This is a genomic window from Rhodococcus sp. MurmanLake-1 (assembly GCF_056945715.1).
Window position 1 is genome coordinate 1 of sequence record NZ_JBWZNF010000015.1, and the last position, 12,096, is coordinate 12,096.

The following is a 12,096-nucleotide window of genomic DNA, read 5'->3' on the forward strand; positions in this document are numbered from 1 at the left end:
GCGGAGGTGGAACGCAGAGGTTGCCGCGGATGATCGGTACGGCCAAGGCCCTCGAGCACATACTCGAAGGACGGGGGTCTCACCCGAGGAAGCCCTCGAGTTGGGGGTCGTGCACCGAATCGTCCCCGAGGAAAAGCTTGTCGGCGAGGCGCAGTCCACCGCCGCACGTCTTGCACGCCGGGCCCCGGTCGTGGTCCAAGCAATCAAACGATCGATCTACTTCGCAACCGACCGAAGAATTTCCCGAGGCCTGGACTACGAACAGGCAGGCTTCTTCGCAGCAGGTTCGGCCCGTACGATCGTCGCCACGTTGGGTGCGATGCGCGAAGACATCGAGCGCCTGGGCGATTCACCGCTGATCGCGGAACCGGGACCTTGGGTGGAAGGGGCCCGAGTGGATCAGGTCGGCCTAGATGTTCAACAGGGCCGAATCACTGACGCAGTTTCGTAGACGGCAATCCACACAACCAACGCGCCAATATCTGGCGGTGCTGCCTTACAGCTCGCGGATCGCCGCACACCCCAAGGACGTGATGCTCAGCCATTACAATTTGGTGGCAAACGTCGCGCAGGTGTCACCTCTTTTGGGCTCCGAGCAGACGACCGCATACTGCGTCCGAAACACCGTTAGCGAAATCGACCCGTGTTCCGGTCAGAGAAGCCTTCGAAAGACCCTGGTCCGACGATCTCGTTATTGACTTCCAGGTGTAGTCGTAGCTCGTGGAATGCGCCCCGCCACCTTCTCGACGGACACGTGATCTGCGCCGAACCTCACCAGTCCCGACACGCACTGTCCGACTCGCACGTTCATACCAGGCCTCGGTGGGGCGCGCAGACCACGCGACACCGACATCTATTCGTTCTACTTCCGGAACACTGTGTGCGGCGGCAGTCATTTCGGGCCTGACTGCCCCAGTCGGTGAGCATGATCTGTGTCTGGCTGGTCACGCCCCACGCTCGATGCCGGGAATCTCTCGCGGGCATCAAAATTCTATCCGCATTTATTTGCGCCGCAGTCAGTTACGCACGTCGCCTGCATTTTCGTCTCCACCTGAACCTCAACGGGTAGCGGAAACCCCAAAAACGGCTGCGCCTATATTTCTGTCCACCGCCGCGAAAGCGCCTACGGTGGGGGTGGCCCCGAGCCCACTGTGGGGGAACGGAAGGTGATGCCACGTCCATCATGCTTCTGGACGATGCACGTTTTTCCTATCGAGAGCCGAGGGCGGACCACGTACCCCTCTGGCCTATCAGCGTCATACCCGTCGCGCATCTCGCGGCGGATCGATCATGCGCAGAAGGACACCGACAATTGTCCGGTTCTCGAGCTCCGTATTCGGATGAGTGACCATGCTTTCGATGACGAACACGATCACGCGGGTCATCGCTTCGACATCGACATCGGAGACACCCAGCAAGGCGAGATTGGACGCGATCCACCCTTCCCATGTCGAATGGAAACCGTTATGCCAGATATCTATTTCAGGAGTTTGAGCCTTACGCACATGAACCGTGTCGACCAGTCGCCGGTATGTGGTGAGCTCCTGAACCGCCCAGAGAAGGCGGTCCCCGAGCGGCAACTCGCCCAAGGCGGCAAAGCGGATGAGGGTCTCGGCGTGAACAGTGTCGAGCACGCCGATGAGCAGCTCGTCCTTGTCTCGAAAATACCAATAGATGGTGTTCGCAGTCACCCCGGCCGCGGCCGCGATCTTGCTCATCGGCGTGTTGTCGTAGCCGACTTCGACGAACAACGACGTCGCGGCAGCAACGATCTCAGTCCGCTTCTCGGTTCGGTCGACGGGCGCGCGGTTCCGGGGCACACGCAAAACTTTAGCTTGATTGACGTTCAAGACACTGCTAACTTCGCCTTGAACGGTAATCAAGGATGCTGCCCTGCGCTGTTGCCGCACGACCTGCATCACGCCGACACGAAAGACGCACCATGCCTATCAGCGACAACGCCAAGTACACCCGCAGCGACGAATGGTTCGATTCCGAGGGCGTGCGCTGCGCAGTAGCGGTGTTTCGTCCGTCTACAGCCACGACCGACACACCTGCCGTGGTCATGGCTCACGGCTTCGGCACCCCCCGCGCCTTCCGGCTCTACACATATGCAGACGCCTTTGCCCGCGCCGGCTACACGGTCCTCGTCTTCGACTACCGACACTTCGGCGACAGCGATGGCGAGCCGCGGCAGCTTCTCGATATCGCCAAACAGCACCAGGACTACCGCAACGCCATTGCCTACGCCCGATCGTTGAACGGTGTAGACAAACAGCGCATCGTCGGCTGGGGCACGTCGTTCGCGGGCGGCCACGTCCTCACCTTGGCAGGAACCGGCGAGGACTTCGCTGCCGTCATCGCGCAAGTCCCACACGTGAGCGGTCCTGCGGCGGTGCGCGCAACCGGCCTGCGCAACACGCTACGCGTCCTGCCATCTGCTCTTGTCGACCAAACACGGGCCCTACTGAAACGACCACCGCACTACATCAATTCGGTAGGAAGGCCCGGAGCCACGGCAGTGATGACATCACCCGACGCGATGGACGGACGCGACCGACTCCTTACTGCCTCCAAACTGCGCGAGGGCGACTACCCCGAGACCGTAGCCGCACGAATCCTCCTCAAAATCGGCCTCTACTCCCCCGCCCGCACCGCAGGCGCGATCACATGCCCCACACTCGTTCAGATCATGGACGACGACGCCGTCACCCCAGCTTCGGTTGCCCGGAAAACCGCATCGAAAATCCCTCACGCCACCGTCCACATACATCACGGCGGCCACTTCGACCCCTACGTCGAACCGATGTTCCCGCTCGTGATCGACGAGCAACTCGCCTTCCTCAAGACAGCGGTACCTCTCACACCCTGATGCCCACGATGCATCATCAAGAAACCTAATTACTGAGGAGGCATCGACCACTTAGGTCCAGACGACGTACCGCGTTCTAGCAGTGTTGGAGGGCCGGTTTCTACGAGTGGCACAATCACCCACCCTCGGAACGCTCGCTACGACATGCCTGGTTGATGCAGCTGTCACCGAGGTTCACGCCGCATCGCACGACACCTACGGTGCCCGCCCGGTCTACGCTGAACTCACCCTCGGCCATGGTATCGCTGTAGGGCACGGCTGTATTGAGTCATTGATGAGAGCTGCTGGTGTGAAAGGACTTCCGGGAATCAAGCGTGCGCGTTCCAAGCAAAAGACCTCGACCGCGAGCGACCTCGTAGACCGTAAATTCACGCGTGAGGAGCCGAACGAGCTGTGGGTCACCGATATTACGGAACACCCGAGCGCGCGAAGGAAAAGCCTATCGCGCTGTTTACTTGGATACGTTTTCGAGGCGGGTCGTTGGCTGGTCGATCGACAGTTCTCAGACGGCGACGTTGGTAACGAACGCTCTGGGAATGGCTATTTCGAACCGGGGTCAAACGCCCGCTCCGACCACGGAGTTCAGTTCACGTCCTGGGCGTTCACCCGCCGAGCCCACGACTCGGGCCTGATCCCGTCAATGGGATCGATCGGTGATTGTTATGACAATGCGGTGATCGAATCATTTTCAGGCAGAATGCAACCGAACTCTTGAGCCGGAAACGATGGAAAACGCGGATCGCACTGGACAATGGGATGTTCGAGTACCTCAAGATCTTCCACGACCGGCAGCGCCAGCACAGTGCCCTCGGGATGCTGACACCGATCGAGTTCGAGAACGTACACTTCACACGTCAATCCGTAGCCTGAAGTCAAATATGGCGGCTCCACGAAACTTAGGGCACATCAGTTTGCGATTCTTGATCCCCATATCCAAGGCGTTCACAACCACAATCGAATCCTGACAGTTATCCGTTATCGATCGACCAACCGACGACCTCCCGACTGAACGCGTCCTTTCGCCGCACAGCAGTAGACTTTTACTTCACGAGTTCGATGTTCCGTAATATCATTGACCCACAACTTATTTGGTGAAGGACGATGAAACCTTCGGCGCACGAGATCGTCGGCCGTCGCGACGCCCTTCAACCGCTCGACCTTCGCAGGACCAGGCAATCCGACGATGCCGGCGATCCTCATGAGTACGGCGACAAGGTTCTCACTGACCACGATGTCCATACCGCGCGTGAGCTCCGCATGCACACGTCGAGACCCGTAGGTCTGACGCGAAGCGGTGTGGACTTCGCGTATCAAACCAGTGAGCCCCTGACGGCGCATCCACGTCGGTGACATCGGCCGGGACTAGTACATGTAGTAGCCGGGGTCGCTGACGCCGAGAAGTCGGCAGCAGACCGTTACCGGGTGCCCGGCGGCGACCAGGGAGTCGATCACCGGGTAAGACTCTGTGGGGCCCGGCGATTCTGCCCGCACAATGTCGCGGAGGATTTCGACCTAGGTTTCGAGTTGCCGAATGCGCTTGTTCGCCTTCGACAACTGCACCGATTCTGTTGTCGTGAGACCGGGCCGTTCGCCCCGGTCGACTTGATCGTGACGCGCCCACTCATAGAGCGCGGCGGCGCTGATGCCGAGCTCGGTAGCGGCAGTGGTGATCGGTTTGCCGGCACGGGCGAGAGTTACGGCCCGGAATCGGAACTCCGGCGGATACGGCCGCGGCATGAAACGAAGCCTTTTCAGCGAGGATAGATCTTCATGCCGAAATGGGTAAGAAATCTTGGATCAGGTCAATGTCAACGTGTGTCGATTGAGATCGAGATCCTGAAAGTAAACCTGCACAGGTGGAGTGGCGGTGACCATCAGACCTCGCCAATGGCACTACTGCCCGGTTCGCGGGGCAAGCGATATATGTCCGGGGTATCCGCATGGAGTTTCCAGCCCGGTCGTTCTTACACCTCCCGCTAGCCTTAACCGAACCACCTGCCTTGTAAACTCGGCAAATTGGCCTAGATATTGATCGTTTCAACAGGAGTCTTGGTGACAGTGCACGACGGTCGGTCCTCTTCGAACCAGGTCATCGGCATGCGCGATGTCGCTGCGGCGGCAGGCGTCTCCATGGGCACGGTCTCCAATGTCCTCAACCGTCCGGAAATGGTCAGCGCCAAAACTAGGTCCCGGGTGCAGGCAGCCATGTCCGAACTCGGCTTCGTCCGTAACGAATCTGCACGTCAGCTACGCGCGGGACACAGCAATACGCTTGCGTACGTCATGCTCGACGGCGCCAACCCCTTCTTCACCGACGTCGCCAAAGGCATCGAGGAAGCTGCCGAGGCCCATGACTTGTCGGTATTCCTCTGCAACAGCAACAACCGAGCCGAACGAGAACTGACTTACCTGAACCGGTTGGAACAACAACGAGTTCAAGGGGTACTCATCACGCCGATGGACCCGGAGGCCGCGATTCTCGACGAGTTACCCAAGCGCGGAACGCGTGTTGTCATCGTCGATCGACGTCGGGCACGCCCGACTCACTGCTCGGTGACGGTCGACGACGTCGAGGGCGGCGGGCTGGCCGTCGAGCATTTGCTCGAAATGGGCCATACCAGCATCGCATTCGTCGGCGGACCGCCTTCGATCGGACAGATCCGCGATCGACGGGAGGGCGCACTCAATGCCGTTGCGGAAGCCGGGCTCTCACCCGATCACCTGATCGAAATCGACACCGCCGGGCTGACAGTCTCAGAGGGAATCGGGGCAGGCGAGCGCATTCTCGGCCTCAGCGCGAAGAACCGCCCGACTGCGGTGTTCTGCGCCAACGACCTGTTGGCGCTCGGATTGCTTCAGCAATGTGTCGCCCTCGGAGTTCGAGTGCCGGACGATCTGGCCATCGTCGGCTACGACGACATCGAGTTCGCGGCAGCAGCAGCGGTGCCACTCACCTCGGTACGCCAGCCACGCAAACTCTTGGGCGAGACCGCGGCCAATCTCCTCTTTCGCGAGGTCGAGGACCCCGAACACGCCCATGAGCAGGTACTTTTCTCTCCCGAACTAGTCGTCCGTCGCTCGTCACGATCTACGAACTGACACGGGCTTACTACAGCCGCACCTCCGAGCGACTACTCCCTACTCAGACGCACTGGGGTTGACAGTTGTGGAGCCCATCACATAATTTGAATCGATTCAAACATTCTCGATTCAGTGGAGCGGCATGCCTACATTCAGTGAAATCTCGGAAGCGCTCGCGGACCAGTCCATCGAATTACCTTCGTGGGCGTTCGGTAACTCCGGAACTCGATTCAAAGTGTTCGGTTCCGCCGGCGCGCCTCGGGATCCCTACGAAAAACTCGCCGACGCGGCCAAGGTTCACGAACTGACCGGACTGGCACCGTCGGTCGCTCTGCACATTCCGTGGGATCTCGTCGACGACTTCGACAAGTTGGGCACCCACGCTGCCAACCTCGGAGTGCGACTGGGAACCGTCAATACCAACACATTTCAGGATGACGACTACAAGTTCGGCAGCCTCACACATGTCGACGAACGAGTACGTGCGAAGGCAATCGCACACATGCATCAGTGCATCGACATCATGGATGTCATCGGCAGTCGCGACTTGAAGATCTGGCTACCGGACGGCACCAACTATCCCGGGCAGGGCGACCTGCGTGATCGGCAGGACCGACTTGCCGATTCGCTACGCCAGGTCTACGACCGTTTGTCCGAGCATCAGCGACTTGTGCTCGAATACAAGTTCTTCGAACCCGCCTTCTACGCCACCGACGTCCCGGACTGGGGCACCTCGTACGCTCACAGCGTCGCCCTCGGCGAGCGCGCTTTCGTCTGCCTCGACACCGGACACCATGCACCTGGTACCAACATCGAATTCATCGTTGCTCAGTTACTGCGCCTCGGCCGTCTCGGCTCCTTCGATTTCAATTCGCGATTCTATGCGGACGACGACCTGATCGTCGGCGCTGCAGATCCATTTCAGTTGTTCCGCATCATGTTCGAGGTCATTCGTGGTGGTGGATACGGGCCCGACAGCGAAGTCGCATTCATGCTCGATCAGTGCCACAACGTCGAGGAAAAGATCCCCGGACAGATACGCTCGGTCCTCAACGTCCAGGAGATGACCACCCGGGCCTTGCTCGTCGACCGTGCCGCCCTCACCGAGGCGGAGAAACTCGGTGACGTGCTCGGCGCACACGAGATCTTCATGGATGCCTTCTACACCGACGTCCGTTCGGACCTGGCAGATTGGCGCGTATCTCGCGGTCTTCCCGCCGAACCCATGCAGGCATACCGCGAGAGCGGATATGCAGACCACATCAACTCCACCCGGACGGGTGGAATCCAAGCCGGTTGGGGAGCCTGAATCTCGCTATGACTGAATCGACGAACACCACTGTCGCGCAACTGCTTGCCCGTTCGAACAGGCTCGGATCGGATCCGAGGAACACGAACTACGCAGGTGGAAACACCTCGGCCAAGGGCCACGTCACGGATCCCGTCACCGGCGATACTGTCGAACTCCTGTGGGTGAAAGGGTCCGGTGGAGATCTCGGTACACTGACCGAAAACGGTTTGGCAACACTCCGGTTGGACCGGATGCGGTCTCTTGTCGACGTCTATCGCGGCGTCGACCACGAAGACGAGATGGTCGCCGCCTTCGACTACTGCTTGCACGGGAAGGGCGGCGCCGCGCCGTCGATCGACACCGCGATGCACGGTCTCGTCGGTGCCGCCCACGTCGATCATCTACATCCGGATTCCGGAATCGCCATTGCCACCGCCGCCGACGGGGAACAACTGACCAAGAACGTCTTCGGAGAGAAAGTCGTGTGGATTCCGTGGCGCCGACCGGGCTTTCAATTGGGACTCGACATCGCCGAGATACACAAGACGCATCCTGAGGCGGTAGGCACCATCCTCGGCGGTCACGGAATCACCGCGTGGGGTGCATCCAGCGATGAAGCCGAAGCCAATTCTCGGTGGATCATCGAGACCGCTCAGCGGTATCTGGACGAGAACGGATCAGCCACACCGTTCGGCGAAACGGTCGACGGTTTCACACCGCTGCCCGTCGACGAAAGGCGCGCGCGGGCCGCCGCTCTCGCCCCGCATCTGAGAAGGATCGCATCCCGCGACCGGCCCATGGTCGGGCACTTCAGTGATGCCGACGTCGTACTCGAATTCCTTGCCTCCGAAAAGCTTGCACCACTTGCAGAATTGGGAACCTCATGCCCTGATCACTTCCTGCGGACCAAGGTCAAGCCGCTCGTTCTCGAGCTCCCGACTTCGGCGACGATCGACCAGTACATCGCCCGTCTGACCGAGCTCCACGAGGCATATCGCAAGGATTATCTGGCCTACTACAACCGCCATGCGACCGCAGATACTCCTCCCGTCCGCGGAGCCGACCCGGCGATCATTCTCGTTCCCGGCGTCGGAATGTTCTCCTACGGCAAGGACAAACAAACTGCACGCGTCGCCGGTGAGTTCTACACCAACGCCGTCAACGTCATGCGGGGTGCCGAGTCCGTGTCCACCTACGCGCCTATCGACGAGAGCGAGAAGTTCCGGATCGAGTACTGGGCGTTGGAAGAGGCGAAGCTTCAACGGATGCCGGCACCACGTTCGCATGCCTCCCGCATCGCGTTGGTGACAGGTGCTGCGAGTGGAATCGGACGAGCGATTGCGACTCGTCTGGCAGCCCAGGGCGCATGCGTGGTGATCGCCGATCTCGACGGAGAGAAGGCCAGAGCTGCTGCGGAGGCTATCGGCAACACGGACGTCGCGATCGGCGTGCAGGCCGACGTCACCGACAGCGCCCAAGTTCACGCTGCCGTGGACGCTGCACTCCTGGCCTTCGGTGGCCTGGATCTACTGGTGAACAATGCCGGACTGTCGATTTCGAAACCACTTCTCGACACCACCGAGCAGGATTGGGATCTGCAGCACGACGTGATGGCCAAAGGCAGCTTTCTCGTGGCGCAGGCCGGGGCGAAGGCGATGATCGATCAGGGCCTCGGCGGCGACATCGTCTATATTTCGTCGAAGAACTCGGTGTTCGCCGGGCCGAACAACATCGCGTACAGCGCGGTCAAAGCCGATCAGGCCCACCAGGTTCGCTTGCTCGCTGCCGAACTCGGCGAGCACGGCATCAAAGTCAACGGCATCAATCCCGACGGAGTTGTGCGTGGATCCGGAATCTTCGCCGGCGGCTGGGGCGCCAAGCGAGCTGCTGTCTACGGAGTCGACGAGGAGAAGCTGGGTGAGTTCTACGCGCAGCGAACCCTTCTCAAGCGTGAAGTCCTTCCGGAACACGTCGCCAACGCCGCCGCGATGATCACATCAGACGAGTTCAGTCACACCACCGGATTGCACATCCCGGTCGATGCCGGCGTCGCTGCCGCGTTTCTCCGGTAGACCGGTGACGGCCAGAATCTTCGCAGCGGTCGACATAGGGGCTTCGAGTGGTCGAGTGATCGCCGGCGTGATCGACGCAGGCACTACTACACTGCACGTCGTTCATCGTTTCGCCAACGGCGCGAGCGCGGTGGACAGGCACCTACGCTGGAGCCTCACTGATCTCTACGGTGAGGTGCTCGCCGGTCTGCGCGCTCTCGCTGCATCCTTTCCGAGCGTCGAGTCGATCGGAATCGACACCTGGGCTGTCGACTACGGCCTACTCGACGCGAACGGAAACTTGCTGTCCGAACCGATTTCTTACCGCGACAACCGAACTGACGCCGTGATCGACGATGTGCACGCACGCGTGGATCCGCAGGCGATGTACACCGTCAACGGGTTGCAGTTCCTACCGTTCAACACCGTCTACCAACTTGCCGCCGAACAGCGATCGCCCGACTGGGGGCGAGCAGCACACATCGTGCTCATACCCGACTTGTTGGCGTACTGGCTCACCGGAGAACTTCGTACCGAATCGACGAACGCATCGACAACCGGTCTACTCGACGTGCACACCGGCCGGTGGGCAACGGAGTTGTTCGAGAATCTCGGTATTTCAGAGAAGCTTTTCCCGACACTCGACCAACCAGGTTCGCAACGAGGCACGATTCGGCCCGAAGTTGTTCGGTTCACCGGACTTTCACCGTCCACGGTCGTGACGACCGTCGGCTCGCACGACACTGCATCCGCAGTGGTCGCGGTTCCCGTCTCCGGCACGCGATTCGCGTACATTTCGAGCGGCACCTGGTCGTTGGCTGGTCTCGAACTCGCACGCCCGGTAGTCACCGAAGACGCACGCCGCGCTAATTTCACGAACGAACGAGGCGTGGACGGGCGAACGCGATTCCTGCGCAACGTCGGCGGGCTGTGGCTGCTTCAGGAGTCCCTACGATCGTGGGCTCGAGAGGGTAGGCAGTTGGAGCTGCACCAACTGCTCGAAGAAGCGAGAGGGGTGGGTCCGTCAACGAAACGAATCGACGTCGACGACGTGAAGTTCATCGCGCCGGGCGACATGCCTGCACGGATCAGCGACGCCGCGGGGCTGTCGACGTCGGCAACGCCGGCCGAGGTGACTCGCTGCATTCTCGACTCACTGGCAAGCGCGTACCGACACACTGTGCACACAGCCGGAGAACTCGCCGGAGCGAAAGTCGAGACGATTGCAATCATCGGCGGGGGCTCGCAGAATTCGCTGCTCTGCCAGCTCACCGCCGACGAATCAGGTCTCCCTGTCACTGCTGGGCCCGTCGAGGCAACGGCGCTGGGAAACATCCTGGTACAAGCTCGTTCTCGCGGAGCAGCACCGTCGTCGCTGGAGGAGATCCGTCAGACGATCGCGCACACCCAACTAATCCAACGGTACGAACCACGCCTATAACGCACATCGGAGTCCCGAATGAAACCTGAAGATTCGGTCGGTCCTGCTGTCGCAGGGACTCGTACCGACCAATCCCCCCCGCTCGCGGCGGTAGTCGTCGCAGCGCACCGACCGGCTCGTCGGCAGAAGGTGTCTAGACGGTACATCTACCTCGTCACCCTCGCTCAGTTCGGCGTGTTCGTCGCGTTCATTACGCCCCTGGCGATCTCGCTATCGATCCGAGTCTCCATCCTTGCCCCCGGCCATGAGGAATACCTCGGATACATCACAGGTATCGGGGCAACAACAGCACTGATCACCGGACCGTTCCTCGGGATAGCGTCAGACCGCACGAAAAGCAGGATTGGGCGCCGTCGTCCGTACATGATCGTCGGCCTCCTCGTTGGCCTTCTTTCGCTGTTCGTAATGGCGCTGGCGCCCAGCGTCGCCATTCTCGGCATGGGCTGGGTCCTCGCACAGCTAGGGTGGGGGCAGGTTCTCGTCAATCTCCAGTTCTCGACCGCTGATCGACTCCCGGAGGAGCAACGCGGCCGCGTAGCAGGACTCGCAGGCTTCGCCACGCAGATTGCTCCCGTCCTAGGCGTCACGATGGCTGGCATCTTTTCAGGAAACGCGCTGTTGCTCTTCGTTGTTCCAGGTGTCCTCGGACTTGTACTCGTCCTCCTCTTCGTATGCCTCGTACACGAGGCCGACACCCGTGACGCAGAGTTCACCGACCACCTGACTCCGACTGTGTTGCTCAAGAAGTTCGTGTTTAATCCCGTGCAACACCCGGACTATTCCTTGGTCTGGCTCAGCCGCTTCCTCTTTTACTTCGGCCTGACCCTCAACACCACATTTGCGTCGTTCTTCTTCGCATACAAACTTGGATTATCCGTGACCGAGGTGACAAGCGTGATTGCAAGCGTCTCAATCCTCGGAATAGTCGCGACAACTGCAGGTGCGATAGGGGGTGGGTTCTTTTCCGATCGACTCAAAATGCGTCGCGTCTTCGTACTTCTTGCAGGCGTGTTCTTCGCTGCCGGCGCAATTATCATGACTGCGTCTAGTGAGCTGCCAGGACTGATCCTCGGGTCATTGGTTGTCTCAGTCGGTATCGGCATGTTTTCCGCGGTCGATCAGGCTCTACTGCTCGACGTATTACCCGAGCGTGACACCGACGCGGGCCGCTTCATGAGCATCGCAAACTTTGCAATCGCCATCCCCCAAGCAGTGGCCCCCCTTGTCGCTCCCGCGCTGCTCGCTGTCGGTATGACTGAAGCAGGCGAGAAAAACTACATGCTGCTTTACCTTCTTGCCGGCGCACTCGTCCTGCTTGCCGGACTTGTTGTGTTGCGTATCCGTTCTGTCCGTTGACAAC

At 60.2% G+C, this 12,096-nt stretch carries 12 protein-coding genes; 9 read left to right on the top strand and 3 right to left on the bottom strand.

All coding sequences use genetic code 11. From position 1 onward, the window contains the following. The coding region (locus tag AC2ETI_RS27995; RefSeq protein ID WP_483634701.1) for an enoyl-CoA hydratase/isomerase family protein at positions 1 to 451 on the top strand (451 nt) is incomplete at its 5' end. An 805-nt stretch (positions 452 to 1,256) separates the two neighbouring features. Here the strand turns inward: AC2ETI_RS27995 and AC2ETI_RS28000 are convergent. Further along, a complete protein-coding gene (locus tag AC2ETI_RS28000; protein WP_051636655.1) occupies positions 1,257 to 1,820 on the bottom strand; it encodes a TetR/AcrR family transcriptional regulator in 564 nt (187 codons plus the stop codon). Between the two features lie 122 nt (positions 1,821 to 1,942). Here AC2ETI_RS28000 and AC2ETI_RS28005 point away from each other — a divergent pair, with 122 nt between their 5' ends. From AC2ETI_RS28005 to AC2ETI_RS28015, 3 genes are all read left to right on the top strand, one after another. Next, positions 1,943 to 2,872 carry an alpha/beta hydrolase gene (locus AC2ETI_RS28005; RefSeq protein ID WP_030003067.1) on the top strand — a complete coding sequence of 310 codons (930 nt, stop codon included), beginning with the start codon at positions 1,943 to 1,945 and terminating at the stop codon, positions 2,870 to 2,872. A gap of 106 nt (positions 2,873 to 2,978) precedes the next feature. Beyond that, the gene (locus AC2ETI_RS28010; RefSeq protein ID WP_158510668.1) at positions 2,979 to 3,587 is read left to right on the top strand and encodes an IS3 family transposase; all 609 of its coding nucleotides are present in this window, start codon (positions 2,979 to 2,981) and stop codon (positions 3,585 to 3,587) included. Then, positions 3,584 to 3,742: an IS3 family transposase gene (locus AC2ETI_RS28015; protein WP_420876506.1), complete on the top strand. Its 159-nt coding sequence runs from the start codon at positions 3,584 to 3,586 to the stop codon at positions 3,740 to 3,742. The genes AC2ETI_RS28010 and AC2ETI_RS28015 overlap by 4 nt, the downstream gene beginning before the upstream one ends. A 105-nt stretch (positions 3,743 to 3,847) precedes the next feature. Here AC2ETI_RS28015 and AC2ETI_RS28020 read toward each other — a convergent pair whose 3' ends face one another. Both AC2ETI_RS28020 and AC2ETI_RS28025 read right to left on the bottom strand, forming a co-directional pair. Then, positions 3,848 to 4,225: an IS3 family transposase gene (locus AC2ETI_RS28020; RefSeq protein WP_081051264.1), complete on the bottom strand. Its 378-nt coding sequence runs from the start codon at positions 4,223 to 4,225 to the stop codon at positions 3,848 to 3,850. 159 nt (positions 4,226 to 4,384) lie between these two features. Then, positions 4,385 to 4,609 carry a transposase gene (locus AC2ETI_RS28025; protein ID WP_030003068.1) on the bottom strand — a complete coding sequence of 75 codons (225 nt, stop codon included), beginning with the start codon at positions 4,607 to 4,609 and terminating at the stop codon, positions 4,385 to 4,387. A gap of 360 nt (positions 4,610 to 4,969) precedes the next feature. On the opposite strand from AC2ETI_RS28025, the gene AC2ETI_RS28030 reads away from it, so the two are divergent. The 5 genes from AC2ETI_RS28030 to AC2ETI_RS28050 all read left to right on the top strand — a co-directional run bounded on the left by AC2ETI_RS28030 (position 4,970) and on the right by AC2ETI_RS28050 (position 12,092). Then, the gene (locus AC2ETI_RS28030) at positions 4,970 to 5,971 is read left to right on the top strand and encodes a LacI family DNA-binding transcriptional regulator (protein ID WP_030003069.1); all 1,002 of its coding nucleotides are present in this window, start codon (positions 4,970 to 4,972) and stop codon (positions 5,969 to 5,971) included. Between the two features lie 124 nt (positions 5,972 to 6,095). After that, on the top strand, positions 6,096 to 7,262 hold the full coding sequence (rhaI, locus tag AC2ETI_RS28035; RefSeq protein ID WP_030003070.1) for an L-rhamnose isomerase: 1,167 nt from the start codon (positions 6,096 to 6,098) through the stop codon (positions 7,260 to 7,262). A gap of 8 nt (positions 7,263 to 7,270) precedes the next feature. Further along, positions 7,271 to 9,316 (top strand): bifunctional rhamnulose-1-phosphate aldolase/short-chain dehydrogenase, encoded by a 2,046-nt coding sequence (locus tag AC2ETI_RS28040; protein WP_030003071.1) that lies wholly within the window; start codon positions 7,271 to 7,273, stop codon positions 9,314 to 9,316. A 4-nt stretch (positions 9,317 to 9,320) separates the two neighbouring features. Further along, positions 9,321 to 10,736, top strand: coding sequence for a rhamnulokinase (locus AC2ETI_RS28045; RefSeq protein WP_030003072.1), 1,416 nt, complete (start codon positions 9,321 to 9,323; stop codon positions 10,734 to 10,736). A gap of 18 nt (positions 10,737 to 10,754) precedes the next feature. Beyond that, a complete protein-coding gene (locus AC2ETI_RS28050) occupies positions 10,755 to 12,092 on the top strand; it encodes an MFS transporter (RefSeq protein ID WP_081051263.1) in 1,338 nt (445 codons plus the stop codon). Positions 12,093 to 12,096 lie beyond the last annotated feature (4 nt).